Raw genomic sequence first — 24,301 nt, 5'->3', positions numbered from 1 at the left:
CTAAGGCAAGCCTTTCGCCGCGCGTCGAACGTGCAAGTGTATTACTGAATGCCGTCGAGGATCGACTTAGTGATGCCGTGTTTGGCACGCAGGGATTCGTTGAGCATGCTATTGGCCATCTGGGTCTGGCGCGAGGCGTCATTGAAGGCACGCATGTCTTCGATGTCACCGCTGTCGCTGGCGGTGAGTTCAGCCTGGTCCATATGTGACTGAGCTTTCTCGTAGAGGCGGTCCAGGCGGTCTTGCAGGGATTTCATGCTAAGCATGGGTGGCTCCTTACTGAGGGGTTCGGCCCTGAGTGGAGCCAAGAGGGGCTACAGTTCCATGGGCCTCGTGGTGAAGTGTCACATAGCCGCCACGGCAGGGCTAGCGGGAGCTAGGCGTCGGGCACCAACAGCCCCTCGTGCAGAGTGTGCCAGTCAACGTCAAAGGTGCCACTGGCATGGATAAGCGTGAGGCTGTGCGTGGGTAGCGTGTCGTTGCTTTGCACCTCCCAGAGCCGGGCGAAGCGGCTCTCTGCCAGCCAGGCGTGTACGGTGTCGAGTAACGCTGAATGGCACGTGAGCGTGGCCACGGCCGCCACGGGCTGGCTAGCGGCCAGCTCCCGAAGCAAGGCGCGTGTGCGTTCAGGCAACTCGGCCGCGTCGAGCAAACGTGACAGCGCCTGATTGAGTAACTGCTCCACTGCGCCGAGGGCTTGGTCACGAAACGCCTCCCGCTCCTCTTCGAGGCTTTGCAGAAAGGCGTTGGCGCCGGCCCAGAACTCACCCACCGCCTGTTCGACGTGCATTTGAGCGTCTTCATGTGCCTGGGCGCGGATCTGATCGGCCTGTTGCTCCGCCAGAGCGAGTACATCCTGTGCTTGCCTGGCCTCGGCCAGGTGCTCACGGCGCACGATTGGTTCTTCGAGCACGGGCAGGCCCAGCGACAGCGAACGTCTAGCCAGCATCGGCCATCTCCTGGTGAACCTGCTGATGAGTGGTAACCCGCCACAACACGGCCGGCCACAGGGTTTTAAGCTTTGCAGGCGCGGCGGCTCCCAGGGTGACCGGTGCGGCGATGGCCTCCCCTGCCCCGGGTGCGGGCCATTCCAGCTGCAGGCGTGGCCAATACCGCGTGCCCAGCCAGCCCCCGAGCAGCACAGGGCCACTTGGGGTTTGCCCTTCCAGCCATAAACCAGGCCGCAGGGCCTTGGCCAGGCTACGGCACCAAGGGCTGTGGTCGTCCTGGCCCTCAAGCAATGCATCGCTTGAGCCGCAAATGCGGGTGGCGAGTGACAGTGCGAGCGCACGCTGGTCCGGGCCCAAAGCCAGCCACTGCAACACGTCTGGGTGAGGCCCTGGAGGCTGCGTGTCGTGCAGGCCGGCAAAGCGCAAGAACACGTCAGGGCGGCCTCGCACAAGCCGTTCGCAGGCCGCTAACGTTAGCCCTGCCTCTTGGGCGAAGCGCTCATGCCAGCTGCCATGCGCCTGTTGCCAGGCGGTGCACCACCATTGCGCCCACACACCGTGAGCAGGGGTTAGCATCAGACTCGGCTCGGCAGGTTGGTACCCGATGAGCGCCCCGGTTTCACCCGACGTATGAGGCCTGCACGCCAGTCTGGCCGCAGCAGTACCGCCAGCAAGATGAACACCACCAACAGCCCTACCGGTACCAGCCACACCATGCGCTGCCAGAAACCGGCGTCTTGGCTTTCAATGCGGAAGGGGCCGAAGCTCACCCACTGTTGGGCTTCGCGATACTCCACAGCCGGTACGAATACGATTGAAAACTTACGCGCATCCGGCGCAGTACCGCTCAACATCCCAGGGATGCTGCTCGCCACCATCTGCTGAATGCGGCCTCGAACACTGTCAGGGTCCAGCGCGGCGGTATGTTTGATGAACACCGCCGCAGACGCCGGCTGCACGGGCTCGCCAGGGGCTACCCGTTCAGGCAACACCACATGCACGCGCGCGACCACTACCCCATCAATCTGGGACAAGGTCGCTTCCAACTCTTGAGACAACGCATAGATGTAGCGGGCGCGTTCTTCGAGCGGGGTTGAGATCACCCCTTCTTTCTTGAAGATTTCGCCCAGGCTGCTGCGCGCTCGCCGTGGCAAGCCAGCAGCGTCCAGTATGCGAACGGCGCGGTTAAGCTGCGCACTGTCCACTACCACTACCACACCGGTCTTTTCCATGTGCTTGCGGGCTTCGATGCTTTGCTCAGCCAACGAGGAAATCACTTCGTTGGCGTCCTGCTCGGAGAGCCCACTGAACAGGTCGGTCTGCTGACCACAACCGGTCAATAGCAGCAGGCAAGACAACAGTGTCGCAAGGGGCCATTTCACAGCGCGCACCTACTGCAGGTTGGTGAGTTTGTCGAGGGTCTGGCCCACCTTGTTAACCACTTTGGTGGTCACTGCGGTTTGCAGCGAGTAGGCCGACAACGCACGGCTCATCTCTGTGATGTCCATGGGGTCATCCCCCTTGGCGGCGGCTTTCATATGACGCATGGCGTCCTGCGAAAGCTTGTCGGTTGAATGAACGCGGTCACTGAGTGCGCCCGCGATCAGCGCTGGCAGCGGGCCTGCGCCGGCCACCGAGGCCACGTTCATAGCCGACGAAAAGAGATCGGCGTCCGCCTGTGAAGGCTCATGAACCAGCCCTTGGTCTAGATCGACCTTGGGCTCTTTGAATTTACCAACGTGAGAAATGGTCATGAAACCTCCAGTAGACGGTGCCGATAGGTGTTGCTTTACGCTGCAGCGGTCTGAGAACCCGAACCGAGGAGCTGTTGAATCAGCTTCATGATCAGTTCTTTGATGCTGTCGTCGATGCTGCCCTGGCCTTGCTGCGAGCCGGTACCTTGCGTAGCGCCTGTGCTGCCAGCACCCTCTTTGCCCTTGCTCATTTCAATCAACTTTTGCAGCATTTCCAGAAGCTCGTCAGTAGAGCCGGCGCTTGCCGTGCTATCTGTACCTTGCTGTGGTTGAGTCGCACCGGTCCCACCACCTACGCCACCCTGCTGTTGACCAGGCCCCGACATGCCGGAGGCCTGGGAGTCCAGCTGACGGCCAACCATGTCCATGGCCTTGTTCACCGACTCGGTCTCTGACTTGTCGAGGTAGCTGTCGCTCTCTTCACCGCCACTTTTGGTCAGCTCTTGAGCCCATGACCCTGAGTCCGGTTTTGGGAAGTCATCAGGATGCTGGTCCATGAACTCAGCCAAGGCGCTCATGATGTCCTCAGACCCTTTAGGCAAGGTGGACCCTTCGCCTTGGGGCTCCAGCGCGGCGCCGTCCAGCATGGATTTGGCCAGGCCAGCTTCTACGCGGGACTGCAGCTCCGCTTCGCCCGCCTTGCCTTCCGATGCGCTCGACGCACCGAAGCTATCACCCAGTTTTTCCTTGATCAGTGCCTTTAGCGCTTCTTCGATCGAAGCACCAGACCCTTTCGACTGACCAGACTCGCCCATCTTGTCGGCAATCATCTTGCCCAACGGTGAGCTTTCGTCGAGCTTGCCGTCTTTAGTCACGCTTTCAGCCAGTTTCGCTACAACCGCGTCCATGCCTTGAGGTTTCTCTGCACGGGCTTGAAGGAACATGTTCGCATTGGCCGTAGGCATCGTAGACATAGCGCCTTGGATGTTACCCATGGTATTTCCTCACTGGAGTGGTGATAGCCCGTTTACTGAGCGAAACGGGCGGGCTGGCTGCACTTAGAAGCTGATGCCTTTGGCGTTCTGTGCAGTGGCGCTGATGCTCTTGTTGGCCGAGTCTTCTTTGCCGGAACGGATGGCGTTGAGCACGTCCTGTTGCTGCTTGCGCTCGGTTTCTTTTTCTTGCATCGCGATCAGCGCGGCCTGGTTTTTGTCGGAGCTTTCAGACGCGGCACGCTGTGCGTCAAGGGCGCGGCTGTTACCGTCACCAGTGCCTTCGAGCAGTGCGTTTTGGTCTTTAACGCCCGCAACGCCTGAGCTACCTGACTGAAGCACTTGGCCACCCGCATTGATGGTGTTATTCATCATGCCAGTAAGCCCAGTGCTAGTATTTTGAACGCCAGCTACCATGATATGAACCTCTTCTAGTGTGACGAAAGACCAACCACATTGTTGGTTGCTCGATAGGTGGCAGGGGCATTCAAGTCAGTTCCAAGCAAATTTAAAAAAAATTCAATCCGGCCGATAACACTCAGGACGAACGCCCTCGCGTTAGCCTCGCGCCCTTAATAAACAAGGGAACCATCGCCTGCCACTCACCACTCAGCAGCTCACTTACAATTCACAGGACGGTGGCTGCTATGCGCGTATCCAACCAAACACCCGGCATGAGCGACGGCGGAGGCCTTGCGGAGCGCCTCCTGACAGGGCAGCCATCAACTGGCGCCAGCGAACCCGCAGGGAACAAGGGCGGCGTTCACTTCGGGGGCCCTAGCCCCACGTTGGCAGCATCTACTGGACGAGCCGGCTCGAACCCTACCAATAGCGAATTGAGTTCGATCGTTCAAACAGTAGAAAATATTATCGCTAAGCTCACGCCGAAACAGCCTGCGGCGGGTACCACGCCAAGTCAGGGCACGGAAAAGCCTCAAGCACCAGCGCGAACGGACAGCGTCCAAGGCCGCACGTCGATTCCTGAAGAGACCAAGTCTGAACCTAAAGCCGAGCCTAAAGCTGCCGACGCCTCCTTCCTGGATAACTCCAAGTACTCTTCCCCAGAAGAGTTGAAGAAGTACGACGCACTGGTCGCCGATCTTCCACCTGAGAAGCGGGAGCAGGCCGCCAAGGAGCTTAATCGCCCCCTGGCAGCGGCGAAGATGGCGGCCGAGGGCAATGTAGATGCCCAGAACTTCATCAAGGCTAACCCTGCCCTGCAAACTGCGCTGGATACGGCCAAGCACGGCGGCAAGCCAGACGGCGATATCTCCAAGAATGACTACAAAGCCTTTGCCAAGAACATGGAAAAGGCCGCTGGGGCCGCTACGAAGGACATTGAGGCGTACCAGAAGGACAACCCGGATGCCGATCCACAATCCTTGGCCATGGTGCGCCAGGCTGCAATGCTGCGGGCTAACGAGCCGTTGGCCAAGGCAGGCGCGCTAAATCAAGACGGCAAGGTCGATAAGTACATCACCGGCGACGCGCTAAAGGGGCTGCAAAGCGGTAATCCGGGGCTGTCACCTGCCCTGGCGGAAACCGCCAAAACCTTCTCTCAACCTGGTTTTCTGAGAATGCTGGACCAGGGCGGCTTCGAGGGCGAGAGCCTGGCAACCCACAACCCCGACAAGAAAATCAGCACCAAGAACATCGACGAGTGGATCAAGAAACAGGCACCCAAGTCCGGCAGCGAATTCGCGTCCATGATGAGCGATGCGGCAACGCGTAACGCAGTGGCCAACGTCGATATCAGCAAGCTCAACGAAGATGTCTTCAAGCACCCCGACCGATACACCGGCGATCAAAAAGCTGCCGTGATGGTCAAGCTCCAGGAAACCCAGGAGCAGGTCGATGGCGGCAGCAAGCTGCGCAAGACGCAGAAAACGTCAGAGGCCCTGCAGCAAAAAATTGCTCAGTTGCAGGCCGACCCCGACGTTAAGGCGTACATGGACAAAGCCGTCCCTGGGCAGGAAAAGGCGATGATTGAGGGCAACCCTAAACTCAACAAAGCCTTCGAAACGCATCAGGCTGAGGTAGCGTCTGGGGCGGCCTTGGGCAAGGAGATGAAAGCCGCTGAAAAGGCGGCCGAAGAGGCGAACAAAGATAAAAAACCTGAAGACCGGGTACCTGTGGATTACAGCACAGCGCTAGGCGGGCTCAATGCAGAGCTAAAACTGCAAGGCGATGTGACGGGCAAGAAGATCACCCCTGAGGACGTGCTCAACGACCCTAAGAACGCCGCGCTCAAGCAGAAGGTGAACGACTCTTACCAAGAGAGCTTCGTGCAGGGCAAGGCGGTAGAAAGCGCACTCAAGAAGGACCAGAAGTCCGACGCCAAGGATGTACTGGCTACAACTGACTCCAAGAAGATGGCCTACGACTCTGCCTTGAGCCAAGACGTCACTACAGCAGCCAACGATGGTTACGCAGCAGCCACCATGGCGGCGTTGAGCACGACCAAAAAAGGCGTCGACGTGCTCAAGGACCTGAAGACAGCCGGTACCCTGCCCAAGGATGCCGATACCACTAAAATGACCGGCAAGGAAATGTACGCAAACCTGCGCGATAACGTGGAGAAGGAAACCTCCAAGGCAGGGCTGACTGGTTCTCAAAAAGGGATGTTGATCGGTGGCTCGGCATTGAGTGTGGCTAGCTTGTTGACGGTTCAGGACAAGCTGAAGAACGGCGACCAGTCCGGTGCCGCCAAGGCCATCTACGATGGAGCACGCGGCACGGCCGAAGCTGGCAAGCTGGGCTACAACGCTGCCGCACAGGCATTGGGCAAAGATGCCTCTGCCGGTTTAGGCCGGATGGCCGGCGCTGTGGCGGGTCGGGTTGCAGGCATGGTGGCGGGTGAAGCAGTAGGGCTGGCAGCAGCGGCCTCTGTTGGCGCGGCTGCGGGCCCGATTGGCTGGGCAATCGATGCAGCATTGGCCATTGGCTTTGGCATCAAGGCAATCATCGATGCGGTGAACAAGCACAAGAAGCAGGAAAGCTTCGACCACAACGTGGACCCCACCCTGGAACAGTTCGGTATTCCAAAGGCCCACTGACACAACATACCGGCTGGCCGCAAGGCCAGCCGTTTCTCAGATGTCCAGGTCTCGCATGCGGTGGTACAGCGTGCGCCTGGGGATCGCCAGCTCACGGCTCACCGCGTCAATGGAATGCTGGTTGCGCTTGAGCGACTCCTGGATCAACACCCGCTCGATCAGCCGCAACTGCGACTTGAGGCCGGTGTTCGCGCTGCCTTCGCTGTCACCGTCACCCAACACCGAGAGCTTAAGCACGAAGCGTTTGGCAGCGGACTTGAGCTCCCGAATATTGCCAGGCCAGTCGTGGCTCAGCAGCAACTGGTGCAGGATAGGGTCTATCTCTTCACGCTCAAGGCCCATCTCCACGGCCGTGCTCTCTACGAAGCGCTGGAACAGCGGCAAAATGCGTTCAGGCTGCAAGCGCAACGGCGATAGCTTCAGCGTGAGCACATTGAGCCGGAAATACAGGTCACGGCGAAACGCACCCTGCTCCACCAATTCGTCCAGCGGCCGCTGGGCCGAGGCAATGATGCAAATGTCGAGTTTGATCGGGGTAGTGGACCCTAATCGCTCCAGCACACGGGATTCGAGCACGCGCAGCAACTTGGGCTGCAATGCCAGGGGCATGCTGTCCAGCTCGTCCAGGTACAGCGTGCCACCTTGGGCCGCTTCGATATAGCCCATGCGGGAGCGCTCAGCGCCGGTATAGGCACCGCTGACCACACCGAACAGCTCGCTTTCGCACAAGGATTCCGGGATCGCTGCGCAGTTCATGGCCACGAATGGCCCTTTGCGGCCGGACATGGCGTGTATGCGCTGGGCGAGGGTGTCCTTGCCTGAGCCGGTTTCGCCGGCCAGCAATACGTCAATACCTAGTTCGGACAGACTTTGGGCAATGACTTCAAGGTTCGCAGCGGTGCTGCCAAAGCCAAATGGGTCATTGAGCAAATCGTAGTCGCCCATTGTTCACCTCGATAGGGAAAAGATCGCCACATCGAAATCCCTTTTCGTGATCGGACGGTTCGATTAAACGCCCAGCTCCTTCATACGGTGATAAAGGGTACGTTTGGGTATTTCGAGCTCTTGAATCACCAGGTCAAGGCTGTGCTTGTGACGCTTGAGGGCATCTTGTATCAGCAACCGCTCAATGACCTTCAACTGCGACTTGAGGCCCGGTAGTTCTTGCTCACCGGGCAGGTGTATCGGCGTCTCTCCCAACAACGGAAAGCCCAGCACAAACCGTTTGGCAGCAGACTTGAGCTCCCGGATATTGCCCGGCCATGCATGGCTGAGCAGTACCTGAATCAAGCGGCTATCCAGCACCGAGACAGCAGCACGGTTCAGCTCTGCGGCACACGCCTGGGTGAACTGGTCGAACAACGGAAGGATCCGGTCACGCTGAGCGCGCAATGGCGGCAGCTTGATCGTTAGCATATTCAGACGAAACAGCAGGTCGCGTCTGAATTTCCCTTGTTCCACCAGTACATCCAGCGGTTGTTGGCTTGAGGCAATCACATGCAGGTTCACCGGGATGAATGCCGTAGAGCCTAGCCGTTCCACACCACGCGCCTCAAGGATGCGTAGAAACTTTGCTTGCAACGACAGCGGCATGCTGTCGATTTCGTCGAGGTACAGCGTGCCGCCATCCGACGCCTCTATATACCCTTGGCGCGCTCGGCTGGCGCCTGTAAAAGCTCCGCTCATCGTTCCAAACAGCTGGCTCTCTGCCAGCCCATCCGGGATTGCTGCGCAGTTGATGCCTACAAAGGCACCCGCTCTGCCCGAGAGGTCATGGATTTGCTTGGCCAAGGTGTCCTTGCCAGTGCCAGTCTCGCCATAGACGAGTAAGTCCATATCAATATTGTTAGAGTTTAATATGCCGCCGTGTATGTCTAGCGAACCTTTCTGACTACCATCCATGCAATCAGCTAAAGCGACTTTGTCCTTCATTGACATCCCTCACTTTACGGGGTGTCCGCAGTGTATAGCCGCCTCGGCAAATACGTCAACAAGTGGATCAGTTGCATAATCTATCGGACTAAACACAAATGCTGGCTCTTAGCTATCGGCCTCTTTTAAGCAAAAATTCAAACGCTCATTTTATTTTTTGTAGGACATGCGCTAAGCCAAAATATTGTAATTAATGAACAAAATTAATTTTAAAATCCTTTTAAATCAACGGGTTAAAGAAGTTAACTATTGATTAAATAATTGTCATAATTGATTTCCTTAATCCTTTAAGCAACTAAGCAATAACACTAACTTTTATAACCTTTAAAAAATACAACGTAGCTTCAGGCGCCTTAATTAAGCACCATTCATTGGATCCTTCTTAAGTCCACAGCATTGGAGCGCGTCTAATATTGAGCCTCTCGACAACTTAAACTAGCTGAAACAAGTTGCGAACAACTACCCTTTAAGATGTTTATCTTTGGTGACAACTACGCTGCTCTAATGCTTTTTTCAGAGCAGGGTCAAGAGACAGCCGTATCCCCTTGAATTCATGGGGGATTGGGCAGGGTGTTGTGATGTAGAAGGTGGCTTTAGGGGCTGGCCTGGGGATGAAACCCTGCCAAATGAGACACTACTTCGCCATGTCTGGGGCGTGTACAAAAGCGCCCTGAGGCGCCAATACCAAACGGAATGTAACAATATTCACGTGATTGATCGGAGCTTGCGAAGGCTGCCCGCAAACGTTTGCATGAATGTTTAAAAATGTAACTTAGTGAGAAGTTTTTAACACTCAAACGCCGAGGCAGATTTCAGGCGCTTTTTTTATACAAGTAAATCAGTACCTTATGGACAGAATTCTGGCGCCAGGGCGCGGGCGCCGGAATTCAGATGGCCGGCGCCCCCCTCTGACGTCGAAGCGCGGAGCGCCCTAAGGGTGTGTCTGAGTGACGGCAACAACAGGGGCATTAGGCAGGTAACCTGGCGCTACCAGGCCTTGCGGCAAGGTACTCAGCGAGGCCATCAGAGGCTGTTGCATTGACACCGGCACCAATAGGTGCCCAGGGCCTTCCTGGGTAGTGCCTTGGAGGTAAGCAGGGTTGAGCTGCCTTAGCGCCTTTTCAGATACGCCTGACGCCTGTGCCAATTGCTTTAAGTCTACTGCGTGAGGCAACGGCACCTTGACGAAGTACGGCTCATCGTTAACTGGAGTGAGGCGCACCCCATGCGCTTCCGGCGCACTCACCAGTATCGAGAGTGCCAGGAGGCGTGGAACGTACTCAGCGGTCTCCCGTGGCAAGCGTAGGTGCCAATAATCGGTAGGCAGCCCTTTGCGACGGTTGGCTTCCATCGCACGGCCCACGGTGCCCTCGCCTGCGTTGTAGGCCGCCAGGGCCAGCAACCAGTCACCGTCAAACAAGGTGTGAAGCCGTTTCAGGTAACCCATTGCGGCTGCGGTGGAAGCCAGCACATCGCGTCGGCCGTCGTAGCCTGCACTGCGTCTAAGGCCGACGTCCGTGGCCGTGGCGGGCATGAATTGCCAGAGCCCCACCGCATTACGTGTAGATACGGCAGTGGGGTTGTAGGCACTCTCGATCATTGGCAGCAGCGCCAGCTCTGCAGGGAGGCCCTGTTGCTCCAGGCTGCGCACGATGAAATGCAAATACGGGCTGGCCCGACCACTGGCACGGGTGACAAAGCCGCGATTGTCGACCAGCCACCCTAACTGTTCATCAATACGTGGATTACCGCCGGCTTTGCGCCACAGGCCTGCGTTCTGCCCAAGCCGTGCCCAGATACCCGAGCCCTGACCAGCCAGACGCGGCAGTGCCACCAGGTCGGCGCCGCTGTCTGCCGAGACAGCCGGGGCGGAATAGCCCCGCATCACCACTTGTGGCGACCGGGCATCCGGTAATTCCAAGGGGCCGTGGGCCTGGCACCCTACGCACAACGCTATTAAACAGCCCAGCCCAGGGCGCATGTGGCGCAGGGCGGAGGTCGACCACGACAATCGATGGGAAGTAAACATAACCGCAAGCACCTTGAGACGAACGATGCTATGTGGTGCGCCACGCCAGACAGTTCCTCCGCCTGGCTATCTATGCGTAGATCCTGTTGAACGATCAGCGAGGCTTAAGCTCGCGCCAGGTCTAGGGACGCGAGGCCACTTCGTCCAAGTGGTTGAGCAAATCCAGAGGATCTTCATACACCCGCAGCGCGCCGGCACGCTCTAGCTCACCGATGTCATAGCCGCCGGACAGTAGGCCAATACCGGTTGCCTTGCAGCGCCGGGCTGCGAGCATGTCCCAGATAGCGTCCCCTATGACCAGGCACTCATCGATAGGCACCTCAAGCTTACGCGCTGCCGCCAGGAACAGGTCGGGGTCGGGTTTGCCATAGCTGACATCGTCACGGGTAACGATGTTGATGTCTTTGATATCCAGGCCCAGCGCTTTGAGGTTGATCTTGGCGGTGGAGATTTCACCGCTGGTTGCGATGCACCACTTCAAGCCTTCTTTGGTTAGCTGCTCCAGCAAGGCCACGGCACCCGGCAAGGCAATGATCTGCCCCTGCAAGGCCTCATAGGCTTGCCCATGAATGTCACTCAAACGCTTGGCTTGCGCTTCGCTGATGTCCAGACCGGTTTCTCGCGACAGGCTCTTGAGCATAAGGCCGCCACTCATGCCGATCTTGCGGTGTATCCGCCACATCGCCAGCGGGATGCCCTCCTCGCCCAAGGCTTGTTTCCAGGCCGCTACGTTTTGGTAAACGCTGTCGGTCAGCGTGCCGTCGAGGTCGAACAGGAATGAAGTCTGCGGGCGCATGGCGTTACATCTCTATAAAGGTCAGTAGACAATCGAAGGCCTTTCGAAAGCTGCCAGCCTCAGGCGTTCAGTCTATGACGCCATGCCACCGTCCCTCACGGGTTGTCCTGCGAGATAAGGGCTTTCAGGGTACCGTCTGCCCTCATCGCCGCGATTGCCTGGTTGAAGGCTTGAACGACCTGCTCATGGCTGGTTGTCTTAAGGCTAACCAGGATGCGCAGGTCTGTTTCAGCCAAAGGCACCGGCAACGGCTCGATCACCCCGTGCGCAGCGGCTGGCATGCGCGATAACAGGTAATGGCCCACGCGCTCCTCTTCAACAGCCAGGCCAACCCGGTCGGCGAGCAGCATGTTCACGCCCGCTACAAAATTGCGCACGGGTACCTTCTGTAGGGCCGACGCCTTGCCAAAGGCAGGGCTGTAGGCATAGCCCCTGCTCACCGCAATGGGGTAGCTGCGCAGGCTGTCGAGGTCACAATTGAACGTGATGCCTGAGCCGCGCTTGGCCCAGAACAGAATGCGGTTAGTGAGGTAGCCCACCGAGTGCTGGCCTATCAGCGTACGGTCGTCGCTGTACCAAACGGTAAGCAGCACGTCGTAGCGGCCTTCGCCAAGGCCCTGAACCGCACGGGCCCAGGGCACGATGTCCAGGGTCGTGGTGTAGCCGGCGCGCTCCAGCGCCGTATTGACGATGCGCGCCGCCAGGCCATTACCGGTGGCGTTGGTGTCCAGGTACGGCGGCCACTGGTCGCCGGCTAGCCGCAGTGTCGTGGCCCCGGCATAGGGGGCGAGTAACAGCAGGAACAGCAGGCTACAACGGTGTAGAAAACCTTGCATACACTTCCTTGGTGCTCAGCTAGCCACGGGGAGACATCAGCCTGCCGACAATAAGCGCTGGCAAGGCGTGTGACCAGCGCGGGCGGTGCTGCCCGGCCCAATGGCATCCAGGGGTGAGACGTAGTCGCGGTGTTGACGTTTGCTTTCCATGGCAATGCTCGAAACAATGGCTTGAGCGTGACTGCCCAAGGCAGTTCAATGGACACCCGGCACTCAAGTGCCTGCCGGGGTCGCTTTTAGGGAACCGAGTATGACCGCAAGAGCCGTAATCAACGCTTCTATCAGCCCCAAAGGTAGCCTTGAAACCCTTTCGCAACGCGAAGTTCAGCAACTGAGCGAAGCGGGTTCTGGCAGCATTTACACCCTTTTTCGCCAATGTGCCCTGGCCATTCTCAATACGGGTGCGCACGTCGATAACGCCAAGACGATTCTAGACGCTTACCAGGATTTTGAAGTCCGCATTCATCAGCAGGACCGCGGCGTTCGTCTGGAGCTGGTCAACGCCCCCGCCGACGCCTTCGTGGACGGCGAAATGATTGCCAGCACCCGCGAGATGCTGTTCAGTGCCTTGCGAGACATCGTGTACACGAAAAGTGAGCTGGACAGCCAGCGCATCGACCTGAGCGACTCCCAAGGCATCACTGACTACGTGTTTCACCTGCTGCGTAACGCCCGTACGTTGCGCGCGGGGCTAGAGCCTAAAATGGTGGTGTGCTGGGGCGGTCATTCGATCAGCACTGACGAGTACAAATACACCAAGAAGGTGGGGCACGAACTGGGCCTGCGCAAGCTGGACATCTGTACGGGGTGTGGACCTGGGGTAATGAAAGGGCCGATGAAGGGCGCCACCATCGCACACGCCAAGCAGCGGCTTAACGGTGGCCGCTATCTAGGGCTGACCGAGCCGGGCATCATCGCTGCTGAAGCGCCCAACCCGATCGTCAATGAGCTGGTGATCCTGCCGGACATCGAAAAACGCTTGGAAGCCTTCGTGCGGGTTGGGCATGGCATCATCGTGTTCCCCGGTGGCGCGGGTACTGCCGAAGAGCTGTTGTACCTGCTAGGCATTCTGATGCACCCCGATAACCGTGAGCTGCCCTTCCCACTGTTGCTCACCGGGCCGCGTAGCGCCGCTGCGTATTTCGAACAGTTGCATGCGTTCATCGGCGCCACGTTGGGCGCTGAGGCGCAGGCCCTGTACAGCATCGTAATCGATGACCCCGCTGAGGTTGCTCGGCAAATGGCCCAAGGCCTGCGAACCGTGAAGCAGTTCAGGCGTGAGCGCAACGACGCTTTCCACTTCAACTGGCTGCTGCGGATCGAGGAAGGTTTTCAGCGCCCGTTCGAGCCTACCCACGACAATATGGCCGGGCTGGAACTCAATCACCAGATCGCCCCGCATCACCTTGCGGCCAACCTGCGCCGGGCCTTCTCAGGCATCGTGGCAGGCAATGTCAAAGCACAAGGCATTCGTTTGATCGAGGCGCATGGCCCCTACCAGATCCACGGTGCCCCCGGCATCATGCAGCCGCTCGACAAACTCTTGCGTGCCTTCGTAGACCAGCACCGCATGAAACTGCCGGGCGGTGAGGCATATGTACCCTGCTACCGCGTGGTCCAGTAACGCCCGAAGCCTTTCGACACGGCGCCCGCCAGGCGAGGCGCCTTACCCCTGCAGGACGTTTTGATGATTCAGATCCGCCCCATGACCCCTGAGGACTTTCCTCACTTCTGGCCCACGTTCCACGCAACGGTTACTGCACGCGAAACCTATGCCTATGACCCGGCGCTCACCCAAGCCCAGGCCCAGACGTTGTGGCTTGAAACACCCGCCCATACCCTGGTCGCTGAAGAGGACGGTGTGATACTGGGCAGTTATTACCTGAAGGCCAATGCCGCAGGGCCCGGGAGCCATGTGTGCAACTGTGGCTACATGGTCACTGAAGCCGCGCGTGGGCGTGGCGTTGCGCGCCTGATGTGTGAGCACTCGCAGGCCCTGGCACGGGAGCAAGGGTTTCTGGCAATGCAGTTCAATTCAGTCGTAGCGACCAATAAGGTTGCCGTTGCGCTGTGGCAAAAGCTGGGCTTTGACGTGGTAGGTCGCCTGCCCAAAGCCTACCGTCATGCACGCAAAGGGCTGGTCGATTGCCTGGTGATGTTCAAGTGGTTGCAGCCCGAACTTGAAGCCGCCAGCCCTTCCAGCACGCTGCTAATTGGCCGCAAGAATATCGAAAACCTGGTGTCTAGCCAGCGCAAGCGATAACCACCACGCAGGCGCCACTGGCAATCAGTGCGAACAGTTAGATACCACCAGCGCCCTGCAGCGGCTCTTAGGGTGGCGGTCCATCCACCACGGACCCTCGCCATGCCCACGCCATCACTTCCGTTCTTTCATGCGTCAGCCTTGGGCCAGCAATTTGCCGATGGCCTGCCGACCCTCCTCCAAACCGGTGAAATTACGCTGGCGCAGCAGCAGGCCCTAAGGGCGTTGACCGCTCAGGCTCATACCCCAGCGCTTGGCCAATGCAACCGCTTCGTGCCCGCGCCGGGTAAGGTACTGGATGCGCGCCTGCACGGGGCGCTGCTGCTGACGTTGCCTGGCGAGCCGCAGGTTTATGTGTTCACGCCCATGGCTGGGCTTACCTGCTACGACAGCCATGCGAAGCTGACTCAAGCCCTTACTGCTCGTGGAATCGACACTGAGGGGCTGTCGCTAGAACTCATCGAAGGCAAAGCCTTTGAGGCGCAAATGGAGCACTACGTGCTACACCGCGCCACAGGCCTTGCCCAAGCCGCGCAGGCCTTGAGCGCCCTGCCAGTGCTGAGCACTGAATACGATCGAGGGGGCGCTGAAGCTGTCACTACCTTCCTCAAGGCGTTAGACACGTTCTGGGACGCCGGCCCTAGCCAGGCTACCCGCCTCGTCCTGCTCCAGCAGGTCTACGCGGCGGGGTTCTGGCAGGCGCTATTGGAAGCTCGCCAATCACCCGCAATCGGCGCGCGCACCTTGCTGGAAACCGACCTCGCAGCATCTGGCATACAGTGGGCGAAGGTATGCCTGGACGATGAGCAAGGCCAGTCCACCTTCGCCGGGGTGCTGGTGTGGTACGTACAAGGGCACCCCCAACGCGCCCTGTATAGCCCTCACGCTGGCCTGTTGCTGTATGCCAGTGAGGAAGCACTGCTCCATGCCCAGGCCATGCAAACGCAGCCCCCTGCATCCCTCCCCGCGCCCAGTCAAGCGCGTTGGAGCGTGAATGGGCTGCCTCGGCTGACAGTGCAGCCCCTACAGGGCGACCCGTTCATCCAGGCCATCGATGCTGTGCGGGCAGCGCAAAACATCAATGCCTACACGGTTTTACGCCGTTACCAGGGCGTCTCCCGTGAGCGCGTCATGATTGCCCTGGAAGACGCGCTGGACATTCGCGCGCTTCTGGATCGACGTCTTGCAGCCCTGGACCCTGCCGCACGTTGGTCAAACCTGGTCGTGCCTGAGCGCTCCCCGGTACCTGACCCAAGCCGCCTTCCCACACAAGTAGGTGAGCTGCTCGCGCAGCTTTCGACCGTGCAGGACAGCCGCAACGACATGGCCTTAACCCAGCCAGGTGTGGATTGGGCAACCGATAATCTGCTAGCGCCCTGGCTGGTGGTGTTTGGAGAGCATGTGGACCCCAGGCAGTTAAGCATTCGGGTTGGTAGCAGCAACCCGGCACGCGCCTTGTCCCTTCAGGACCTATTGCTGGAACGCCTGACCGGGCACCAGACGCGGCAACTGCCACCGACAGCTGCCTTGGACTGGAATGGCTACCAACCTATCTCCGGCTTCGATGGCCTTAGCCTTGAGGCCTGCCTCAATTACGGCGTCGTACACTTCGCTGAGCGCTACCAGGCTCAGTTGGATCGCCTCTACCACCACGGTGTTCGCCTCAATGGTACGTGGGTCGATACTGCCAGCATTCTGCGACGAACCCTTGACTGGGTGCTACGCGCCGAGCTGGCCTTGGCAAGGCGCCAGGCAACCGTACCCGCCTCTGCTCTGGATCTGTTACAGCGTGCGCTGGACGGCAGTGACGCCATTGAAGCCTATGGCATTGACCTGGAGGCACTGGAACACGACGCCTCTGTTCGTTTGAGTGACGTGGCGGTGCTGCAACGCAGGCCAACGCCGGACACCCCCCTGGAGGGAGAGCCGGTCCTGTTCTGGTCAGCAGCCTTAGGTTTCAGGAACGCTGACAACCTCCAGGCGTTGAGCGCACATATTGCCGAGCAGATGAGCCAGCACGCATCAGGCAACCCTTGGCTTGGCCTATTGCCAGGCGTCGACAAAGCGGTGTTGCGGGTGTTTTATGGCAAGCGCGGGCGAGCCAAGGTGAAGGTAACCTTCTGGCCGATGGAAGGCAGCCTCATCCATCGCCTGGACAAGAGCACGCATGGTCAGCGTCTACAGCGGTGCACCAGGGTAATGCGTTTGCTGCGTACCGGGCGGTTCGGCCCAGCCGTCACGCGGGTCTTACTTGACGGGATCGCCACCAATGACGGCCTGTGGCGCCCCATGAGCCGCCTTGCGCAAGGCTGGGTGGATCAACAGGCACGGGACGTACTGCCACGCTGGGTACAAGATGCGTCAGGGGTGGACCAGCAGCGCTTTATCGATTACCTGCGCGACTGCACCCGCGTGGCCTCGCCGAGCGTGGACTACCTCAATGGCTTGCCTTCTCTGGAAACCTTCGCGAGCCTGCAAGTGCGACGTAAGCTGACTGACGACGGTTTTGACCCCAGCCTGAACCCAGATAATGTGCGGATCCTTAGCCGTGCTTATGTGGCCGCGCCTGTGGCCATCGGCAGCCTGCCTTCAGCGATTCCAGCGGCCGTCCGAGAACACGAGCAAAGCCTGAGCGAAGCGGCGCTGCAACCTTCAGCCTGGCTAAGGGAAACCATGATCCTTAGCCACAGTGAAGGTATAGAGGTGCCCGCCGCGCTCACCCCTGCGTATGTGCGTTCACTCGTGCGCCAGCTTGATTGCGGCGGGCATTATCGCGCATTGCTAAACAATACCTTGGGACGCAACAGCCCAGAATTCGGGCTGCGCCGAGGGCGGTTTATCCAGCAAATACGCCGCCAAATGCTAATGACTGGATTTGCGCTCAAGCTCAAGGGCTCGCTCGGGGCAGCCGCTTTCAGCCTGATCGAACAGGTGGCCCAGGCGCCAGATGCCCAGGCCAGGCGCAATGCCGGGCTTGATAGCGTAAGCCTCTCTCTGTTGCAGGTACGGGCCCGACCGGGTGATAGCGCTGATACCTGCGAAGGCGTTTATGTGCTTGAACAACGCCCAGGGCAAGGGCCAGTGGTGCTGTTCATGTTGTATGCACGCGACGCAGGCTTCGTGGAATATACCAATCGGCAAACCTTCGAACAGGCTCTGCGTACAGACGCTCGGTTGCAAGATAGCCTGCTTGAACGGATTGCCCCCCAGCGTCGCGCTGTCTATGCCGACGGCGGCTTTAGCAGGCCTCATACAAACCGCGTGCTGCCAGAGGTGATCAGTGACTTGGTAACAACGGTAGCGCCAGCGCAATGGCTAACCCCGCCCGTGGCCGGTAATGCGTTTCACCGCCTGTACGACGATAACCTGGAGCTTTTGCAACGTATGGCCAGGGCGCAGACCGTGAGCACCGAGGAGGCCCGTTGGCAAGACTTACGCTACTTGATAGGCCTTGGGCTGGAACAAGGCAGCATGTTCTTGCCAATACCGTTCGCGGCTGTGATCGGCTTGTGGCAAAGCCGTCAACTGGCGGGGGCGGCGTTAAGCGCCGCGCGCAACCGCAAATGGGGGCAGGCGTTATCGGAAATGGTCGCCGCCATGGCCAACCTGTTGTCCCTGGCGGGGCCAACACACCTTGCGGAGACACCCCTCGAGGCCTTCGCCTGGAGCCCCGGTAGCCAATTGTCCGCTGAGCTGCGCCAGCGGTTGGGGGCGATGGAAGTCATGGATCAGGACCTGGCTCAATTAACGCCCGTGCCAGCTCTGGCGCTGTATGAAAAAGGTACGCAGCAGTATGCCAGTGTGGAGGGCAAAGTCTTCCGGGTAGGGCAGCAGGCGGGCCGGTGGCACATTCTCGATACGGACTTGCGAGCAGGCCCGCCTATCACGCTGGGCCACGATCAGCGTTGGCGGTTAGACCTTGGCCTGCGCGGAGGCGGCCCGGTACCCAGCCGGTACCGTCGCGAGCGAATACTCGACTCGCTGAAGTCACAATTTGTGGTGACTGAAACTGGCCTTCGAGAGATTCGCCGCTTCAAACCCAACCATGCCGCGCGGCTGGAAACCAGCCTGACGCACGCGCAAGAGGTTTTGCATCGGGCGGAACAACAATTGGCGAACCCAACCGCTCTGACACCACAGGCCCGCGCCGTGCTGGAAGACACCTTCGGCCCAGGCGAGGTGACGCCCACGCTGATTCGCCGCGTGCACCAGAGCCTCGAAAGCATTTATGCCGAAGCCGTAGGGCCCACCTTGCGCAACGGCAGCCGGTGGGTACTCGGCACGCCAACCCCGGGTAATGAATTAAGCGTGGCGTTCATTATCCAGGCCGACCCCAAGCGCCGCATTTTCTTGAGTGACGCCTTTTTCGATGCCACTGCCGTTACGCCAGTGTCGTTCGCAGCATTGCAGGCCGGCTTCGATCCCTTGCGTTACCTGCAGTCAACCGTGTTGATACACGAGTTGTCGCATTGGAGCTTGCGCACGGATGATTACACTTACTTGGGCTTGGATACACCCTATCTCGACCTGGTAAACCCCACGGTGTGGCGCAGCCAGCAGGCCCACATCGAATCCGAACGGCGTAGCTTAAGCCACGACACACCGGCCAGCCGCCTGTTTCGAAACCTGGCAGCACCAAACCTGCCGCCCTCCGACGGCGCAACCCTGAAGCGCTTACTCAGGCTGACCCAGGCCAATGACCTGAATGGGGCCATTACGGTGTACCAGACCAACCCTGCCGTTCGTAACGAGATCATCCTCAACAATGCCGATTCGATCACGTGGCTGGCGTTGCAGTTAGGCCGCGAGCTGCCTGCCGCACGCGAAACCGAGGTATAGCCAGGCGTTTGGCGGGCAGCTATTGGAGCCACCCGCCAACCCCTACACAGTCGACCAAGGTAGCACCTATGTAATGCACCGAGTACTCATGGCGACCTTAGCGTAGCGGCCCGATCCTAGCCGGAACCGCACCATGCCCACGCCTACCCTTCCATTTTTCCACGCTGCCGCGCTGCAACAGCAGTTTCTGAACAGCATTGAACAACAGGTCAATAACGGAACCCTGTCACTGCTGGAGCAGTCCGCCCTCGTTGAGTTGGCCGGCCATGAGCACGATCCCACTCTGGGCCGCTACGACCAATTTGTACCGCCGCAGAACCAGCTCCTCGATTGCCGACTACAAGGTGCGCTGCTGTTCAGCCTTGCCAACTCACCTTTGGTTTACCTCTTTACACCCCTCTATGGCGTGGTGCCTTACGCCAACCATCAGGGGTTGACCCAAGCCCTGGCCAGTTGGGGTGTCGACACCGAAGGGCTGTCACTGGAATTGATCGAGCGCGAACCCTTCCGGGCGCAGATGACACAGTACCTGACACACCGTGTGGAAGGATTGGAGCACGCCGCACAAACGCTGGCGACAGTGCCATCGTTGAACAGCACTTCAGGTAGAGCTGACCTGGCAGCGGCCACGGCGGTGCTCGTCGCGCTCGATGCGTATTGGGAGGCCGGGCCCGTGGGGCGAACGTCGAAACAGGTGTTACACCACGCGTACGCACAAGGGTTTTACCAAGCGTTACTTAGCGCGCGACGGGCACCACCAGAGGCCGCTGCCCCGGTACTGTTGAGCATAGACCCTCACGCCACTGAGGTTCGTTGGGCGCGCCTGGCGACCAAAGAGGATGAGCAAAACGTGCAGAGGACCGTGGCAGGGTGGCTGGTATGGTACTTGCCGGGCAGCCCTGAGCGCTGTCTGTATCGACCTGAGCGCGGCTTGAACTGGTTCGCGGACGAGGCAGCGCTGTTGGGCCTTGCACAGGACCCTGTTGCACCGAGGGCCCTGCCTGCGGCGAGCCGGGCCCGGTGGAACCGGGGCGATCCAAGACAGTTGATCGTGGTCCCCCTCTTCGGCGCGCCATTCGAAAGTGCTGTGGATGACCTCCGTTCCACCCAAAACGCTGACGTGTACAGTGCACTGCTCAGATACCAGGACGACCCGGTGCTATCGATGATGGTGCCGCTGGAAGACGCGCTGGATATCCGTCAATGCGTGGACCGGCGTCTCTTCCAACTTGATCCTACTGCCCGTTGGGCCACCTATGATGTGTCTGATCCGGCTCCCCTACCCAATCCTAAGGCCATTCCCGAGCATGAAAGCGAGATGATTGTGCTGCTGGAGCAGGTAAGTACCAGCCGTAGCGATGCGACCTTTGCCCAACCAGGGGTTCAACAGGTGACCGACAGCCTACTGTTGCCCTGGTTGATACTGTTCCACGAGACGTTGACCCCCCAAACGCTGCGCGTGACCTTTTCGGCCAACGGCGCGCAACGCACCGCCGCGCTGGATGACCTGCTGCTGGAGCGCTTCAGTGGCCGCCAACCGGGCCCGCTTCCAGCGGACGCTACCTTGCAGTGGGGTATGGACCCCGCGCCAGGGGGGTTGGATATCCGCAGCCTTGAACGCTGTCTGGCACAGGCCACCCCACGCTTCACCGAGCGCTATCAAGAGCAGTTGGAGCGGCTTTACCATCAGGGCCGCCGCCTCAATACCCGGTGGGTAGAGCCCCAAGCCCTCATGAAAGCAACATTGGAATGGGTGATACGGGCAGACATGGCCCTCGCGGCGCGTGAAGGCTCCGCACCCGTCGCGGGCCTGGGGCTGCTGCAGACCGCGCTGGACACCCAAGCGGCCACTCAGGCGTTCGGTATTGATGTCACCTTCCAAGAGGCGGGGCTCTCCCTTCGCTTGGCAGACGTGGCGGTGCTTCGTCTTCAGCCCGCATTGAGCACAGGCCAAGCCGAAGACACCACGGTGTTGTTCTGGTCCGCCGCGCTGGGCATTCGCGTCGCTCCCTCGCTTGAGGTATTGACTCAACGCATCATCGCCGGGCTGCAGCGGCCAGCTGTCAACAATCCCTGGGTAGGGCTATTACCGCTCTTCGGCAGCGCATTGCTGCAAGCCCGATACGATAGCCGTGCGCCAATGACGTTGAACGTCAGCTACTGGCCCATGGAGGGCGCGCTGCTTCATCGCTTGGACAAAAGCGCGCACGGCCAACGGGTACAACAGAGCAACGAAGTACTACGCCTTATCCGTGAAAGCCACTTCAGCGCACGCATCGCCAGTGTATTGCTTGACGGCATAACCACCAGTGACAACCTGGCCGCCGGGTTAGCGCGCCTCGCCATCCGCTGGGTAGGCCATCAGGCGTCTACCGTTTTGCCCGCCTGGCTGCTGAAGGCCCAGCCGAGTGACCAAGCCAAATTCACTGAATACCTGCGCGATTGCGCACAAGTGGCCTCCCCAGAACAGGACTACCTGGAGGGGCTGCCCGCCCTGGATGCGTTTGCCCGGTCAAAGGTTAGGCAAGGCTTGCTAGAGGACGGCTTTGACAACAACCTTGACCCCGACAACGTTCGTATTACCAGCCGGGCCTATGTACCTGCGCTGGTACCGATCGGTAACTTGCCATCCGCCATCCCCGCGGCGAGCACGACCCACGTACAAACCTTAAGCCAAGCAGCGCTGCAACCCACCGCGTGGCTTCGTGAAAGCATGACGCTCGGCACACAAGACGGCACGGCATTGCCATCTGGCTTGGATGCACTCTACGTCCGCTCATTGATTCGGCGGCTCGACTGTGGGGCGAGTTACCGGCAGTTGCTAGAGCACACCTTGAGCGCCGAGAGCCCCGACCATGAAAAACGCCGCGGCCGTTTCATCCAGCAGCTTCGCCGGCAAATGATGATGACCGCCTTTGCGCTGAAGCTGCAGGGGGTACTAGGCACTGTTGCTTTCGAGATGATCGAGCGGGTGGCGCAGACCCCTGACGATCAGGCTCGCCGCGATGCAGGCCTTCAAAACACTGCAATTTCCCTGCTGCAGGTCAGGGCTGCGCATCACCTTGCGCCCGATACCTGTGAGGGGGTTTACGTTCTGCACGACCTAGCGGGCGAAGGGCCTTTGGTGCTGTTCACACTGTATTCAAAAGAGGCCTCGTTTGGGGAATACACGCACCTGGCTGAACTACAGGATGCCCTGCGCACCCGTGAATCACTACAGGCAGCGCTTCTGGAGCGCATAGACGTGTCGCGCCAGCCGGTTTATGCCGAAGGCGGCTTCACCCGCCCCCACTTGAATCGGTTCATTCCAGAGCCCATCACCGACTGGGTGGGCAAGCCAATACCTGCAGAATGGATCATTACCCCAATCATGGGTAATGCCTTCCACCAGCTCTACAACGACAACCTCACGCTGCTGCGCGCCATGGCCCACGCTCAAACCGCAACCGCCGAAGACAGGCGGTGGCAGGACTTTCGCTATCTGATAGGGCTGGCCGTAGAACAGGGGTCCATGTTTCTGCCCATGCCGTTTGCCGTCATCATCGGCTTGTGGCAAAGCCACCAGCTGGTAGGCGATGCATGGGCGGCGGCGAGCCAACGCAAATGGGGCCAAGCGTTATCGGAAATGATCACCGCGATGGTTAACCTGTTCTCGGTGGCGACGCCCCGCCATCTTGAATTTCCAGCCGAAACCCTGTCATGGCGGCCGGGCAGCGAGCTGCACCCTACGCTGCGGCGGCGCCTGGCAGCGATGGAAGTGACTGCCTTTTCTCTCAGCGACCTGACTGCACTGCCCACCTTGCGTCTTTACCAACAAGGCGCTCACTACTATGCCAGCGTTGAGGGCAAGGTATTTCAGGTCGCACAGCGAGGTGAGCGGTGGCACATCGTTGACCGCGACCTGTCATGGGGGCCGCCCATCCGCATTGGTGCGCACAATCGGTGGCAACTGGACCTTGGTCTGCACGGTGGCGGCCCAGTCGCCAGCCGCTATCGACGAGTGGAGGTGTTGAATTCGCTTAAAGGCGAATTTGTAGTTACCGAAACGGGCCTGCGTGAGATCAGGCGTTACAAGCCTGCCCATGCGGCGCACCTGGAGGCCAGCTTGATCGAAGCACAACGCATCTTGCATCGCGCCGAACGCAAGCTTGCCTCGCCTTCCATGATTACTGCCCATACCCGCGCGGTGCTCGAAGACACTTTTGGGCCAGGCCAGGCGACCCCCAGGCTGACAGAGCGCTTGCACGCTGCGATCGAGACCCTGTATGCCGAAGCGGTGAGTACGTCCTTGCGGGAAGGCAACCGTTGGGTGTTGTGCACACCTGCGCCGGGCAACGACATGAATGTGGCGTTCGTAGTAACCACCGACCCTAAGCGGCGGATCTTTTTGAGCACGACCTTTTTCGACCCCTCAACGGTAACCCCTGTGGCGGCCAGCGCCCTGCGCAGTGGTTTCGATCCGCTGCGCTATCTGCAATCGATGGTATTGATCCATGAGCTTTCTCACCTGAGCTTAGGGACCGAGGACTTCGCTTACTTGGGCCTGCAGACGCCGTATTTCGACCTTCTGGATGCCAGCTTTTGGAACAGTGAGCAGGTAAGCCTGGAGGCCGACCGGAGAAGCCTCAGCCACGATACGCCAGGCAGCGGATTATTCACCCTATTGACCGCGAACCGTGTTCCCAATGCAGAACGCGCCAGCTTAAGGCGGTTGCTGCGGCTTACCCGGATGAATGACTTGGCTAGCGTGATTGCGGCGTACCAAGGCGATCCGGCAATACGCGCCGATGTCATCCTGAACAATGCCGATTCGGTCACCTGGCTTGCGTTGCAACTGGGACGCCATGACGTGGCTGCAGGCTGAAGCCGCATTAGCCTAATACCGGCGTGGCAATGTTCCCGCCGGTCCGCTTT

General features: G+C 59.4%; 17 protein-coding genes. 5 read left to right on the top strand and 12 right to left on the bottom strand.

The features are described 5' to 3' along the window. Positions 1-41: 41 nt before the first annotated feature. From AC4LE2_RS07560 to AC4LE2_RS07530, 7 genes are all read right to left on the bottom strand, one after another. Positions 42-266, bottom strand: coding sequence for a type III secretion protein (locus AC4LE2_RS07560; RefSeq protein WP_491825170.1), 225 nt, complete (start codon positions 264-266; stop codon positions 42-44). A gap of 110 nt (positions 267-376) precedes the next feature. Then, complete coding sequence (sctL, locus tag AC4LE2_RS07555) at positions 377-949, bottom strand: type III secretion system stator protein SctL (RefSeq protein WP_491825169.1); 573 nt, start codon at positions 947-949, stop codon at positions 377-379. Beyond that, positions 939-1,526, bottom strand: coding sequence for a type III secretion protein (locus AC4LE2_RS07550; protein WP_491825168.1), 588 nt, complete (start codon positions 1,524-1,526; stop codon positions 939-941). The genes sctL and AC4LE2_RS07550 overlap by 11 nt, the downstream gene beginning before the upstream one ends. Then, positions 1,526-2,332, bottom strand: coding sequence for a type III secretion system inner membrane ring lipoprotein SctJ (sctJ, locus tag AC4LE2_RS07545; protein WP_491825167.1), 807 nt, complete (start codon positions 2,330-2,332; stop codon positions 1,526-1,528). The genes AC4LE2_RS07550 and sctJ overlap by 1 nt, the downstream gene beginning before the upstream one ends. Before the next feature lie 9 nt (positions 2,333-2,341). Then, complete coding sequence (gene sctI / locus AC4LE2_RS07540) at positions 2,342-2,704, bottom strand: type III secretion system inner rod subunit SctI (RefSeq protein WP_491825166.1); 363 nt, start codon at positions 2,702-2,704, stop codon at positions 2,342-2,344. A gap of 35 nt (positions 2,705-2,739) precedes the next feature. After that, entirely contained in the window at positions 2,740-3,639 is a 900-nt protein-coding gene (locus tag AC4LE2_RS07535; protein ID WP_491825165.1) for a hypothetical protein, read from the bottom strand. A gap of 63 nt (positions 3,640-3,702) precedes the next feature. Next, positions 3,703-4,053, bottom strand: coding sequence for a type III secretion system major pilin HrpA (locus tag AC4LE2_RS07530; protein ID WP_491825164.1), 351 nt, complete (start codon positions 4,051-4,053; stop codon positions 3,703-3,705). 230 nt (positions 4,054-4,283) lie between these two features. On the opposite strand from AC4LE2_RS07530, the gene AC4LE2_RS07525 reads away from it, so the two are divergent. After that, on the top strand, positions 4,284-6,692 hold the full coding sequence (locus AC4LE2_RS07525) for a type III effector HrpK domain-containing protein (RefSeq protein WP_491825163.1): 2,409 nt from the start codon (positions 4,284-4,286) through the stop codon (positions 6,690-6,692). 36 nt (positions 6,693-6,728) lie between these two features. On the opposite strand, the gene AC4LE2_RS07520 is transcribed toward AC4LE2_RS07525, so the two are convergent. The 5 genes from AC4LE2_RS07520 to AC4LE2_RS07500 all read right to left on the bottom strand — a co-directional run bounded on the left by AC4LE2_RS07520 (position 6,729) and on the right by AC4LE2_RS07500 (position 12,285). Beyond that, the gene (locus AC4LE2_RS07520) at positions 6,729-7,637 is read right to left on the bottom strand and encodes a sigma 54-interacting transcriptional regulator (protein ID WP_491825162.1); all 909 of its coding nucleotides are present in this window, start codon (positions 7,635-7,637) and stop codon (positions 6,729-6,731) included. 63 nt (positions 7,638-7,700) lie between these two features. After that, positions 7,701-8,594: a sigma 54-interacting transcriptional regulator gene (locus AC4LE2_RS07515; protein WP_491828078.1), complete on the bottom strand. Its 894-nt coding sequence runs from the start codon at positions 8,592-8,594 to the stop codon at positions 7,701-7,703. Between the two features lie 961 nt (positions 8,595-9,555). Further along, positions 9,556-10,653: a transglycosylase SLT domain-containing protein gene (locus tag AC4LE2_RS07510; protein ID WP_491825161.1), complete on the bottom strand. Its 1,098-nt coding sequence runs from the start codon at positions 10,651-10,653 to the stop codon at positions 9,556-9,558. A 121-nt stretch (positions 10,654-10,774) separates the two neighbouring features. Next, complete coding sequence (locus AC4LE2_RS07505) at positions 10,775-11,449, bottom strand: HAD family hydrolase (RefSeq protein WP_491825160.1); 675 nt, start codon at positions 11,447-11,449, stop codon at positions 10,775-10,777. Positions 11,450-11,544: 95 nt separating this feature from the next. Continuing rightward, complete coding sequence (locus tag AC4LE2_RS07500; RefSeq protein ID WP_491825159.1) at positions 11,545-12,285, bottom strand: substrate-binding periplasmic protein; 741 nt, start codon at positions 12,283-12,285, stop codon at positions 11,545-11,547. 250 nt (positions 12,286-12,535) lie between these two features. Here AC4LE2_RS07500 and ppnN point away from each other — a divergent pair, with 250 nt between their 5' ends. From ppnN to AC4LE2_RS07480, 4 genes are all read left to right on the top strand, one after another. Beyond that, on the top strand, positions 12,536-13,909 hold the full coding sequence (ppnN, locus tag AC4LE2_RS07495) for a nucleotide 5'-monophosphate nucleosidase PpnN (protein ID WP_491825158.1): 1,374 nt from the start codon (positions 12,536-12,538) through the stop codon (positions 13,907-13,909). A 63-nt stretch (positions 13,910-13,972) separates the two neighbouring features. Continuing rightward, positions 13,973-14,548: a GNAT family N-acetyltransferase gene (locus AC4LE2_RS07490; RefSeq protein ID WP_491825157.1), complete on the top strand. Its 576-nt coding sequence runs from the start codon at positions 13,973-13,975 to the stop codon at positions 14,546-14,548. Positions 14,549-14,650: 102 nt separating this feature from the next. Then, positions 14,651-19,387: a dermonecrotic toxin domain-containing protein gene (locus AC4LE2_RS07485; RefSeq protein ID WP_491825156.1), complete on the top strand. Its 4,737-nt coding sequence runs from the start codon at positions 14,651-14,653 to the stop codon at positions 19,385-19,387. Between the two features lie 133 nt (positions 19,388-19,520). Beyond that, positions 19,521-24,251, top strand: a complete 4,731-nt coding sequence (locus AC4LE2_RS07480) for a dermonecrotic toxin domain-containing protein (RefSeq protein WP_491825155.1) — start codon at positions 19,521-19,523, stop codon at positions 24,249-24,251. Positions 24,252-24,301: the final 50 nt, after the last annotated feature.

The sequence above is a fragment of the Pseudomonas sp. 9.3L genome (assembly GCF_058536285.1).
Note: the sequence above shows the minus strand (reverse complement) of the source record. Positions and strands in the feature narration are given on the sequence as shown.

Coding starts and splice junctions, on each gene's coding strand:
- AC4LE2_RS07480 (WP_491825155.1), top strand. CDS start 19,521: ATGCCCACGCCTACCCTTCCATTTTTCCACGCTGCCGCGCTGCAACAG.
- sctL (WP_491825169.1), bottom strand. CDS start 949: ATGCTGGCTAGACGTTCGCTGTCGCTGGGCCTGCCCGTGCTCGAAGAA.
- AC4LE2_RS07505 (WP_491825160.1), bottom strand. CDS start 11,449: ATGCGCCCGCAGACTTCATTCCTGTTCGACCTCGACGGCACGCTGACC.
- AC4LE2_RS07525 (WP_491825163.1), top strand. CDS start 4,284: ATGCGCGTATCCAACCAAACACCCGGCATGAGCGACGGCGGAGGCCTT.
- AC4LE2_RS07550 (WP_491825168.1), bottom strand. CDS start 1,526: ATGCTAACCCCTGCTCACGGTGTGTGGGCGCAATGGTGGTGCACCGCC.
- ppnN (WP_491825158.1), top strand. CDS start 12,536: ATGACCGCAAGAGCCGTAATCAACGCTTCTATCAGCCCCAAAGGTAGC.
- AC4LE2_RS07500 (WP_491825159.1), bottom strand. CDS start 12,285: ATGCAAGGTTTTCTACACCGTTGTAGCCTGCTGTTCCTGCTGTTACTC.
- AC4LE2_RS07520 (WP_491825162.1), bottom strand. CDS start 7,637: ATGGGCGACTACGATTTGCTCAATGACCCATTTGGCTTTGGCAGCACC.
- AC4LE2_RS07530 (WP_491825164.1), bottom strand. CDS start 4,053: ATGGTAGCTGGCGTTCAAAATACTAGCACTGGGCTTACTGGCATGATG.
- sctI (WP_491825166.1), bottom strand. CDS start 2,704: ATGACCATTTCTCACGTTGGTAAATTCAAAGAGCCCAAGGTCGATCTA.
- AC4LE2_RS07510 (WP_491825161.1), bottom strand. CDS start 10,653: ATGTTTACTTCCCATCGATTGTCGTGGTCGACCTCCGCCCTGCGCCAC.
- AC4LE2_RS07535 (WP_491825165.1), bottom strand. CDS start 3,639: ATGGGTAACATCCAAGGCGCTATGTCTACGATGCCTACGGCCAATGCG.
- AC4LE2_RS07560 (WP_491825170.1), bottom strand. CDS start 266: ATGCTTAGCATGAAATCCCTGCAAGACCGCCTGGACCGCCTCTACGAG.
- AC4LE2_RS07515 (WP_491828078.1), bottom strand. CDS start 8,594: ATGGATGGTAGTCAGAAAGGTTCGCTAGACATACACGGCGGCATATTA.
- AC4LE2_RS07485 (WP_491825156.1), top strand. CDS start 14,651: ATGCCCACGCCATCACTTCCGTTCTTTCATGCGTCAGCCTTGGGCCAG.
- AC4LE2_RS07490 (WP_491825157.1), top strand. CDS start 13,973: ATGATTCAGATCCGCCCCATGACCCCTGAGGACTTTCCTCACTTCTGG.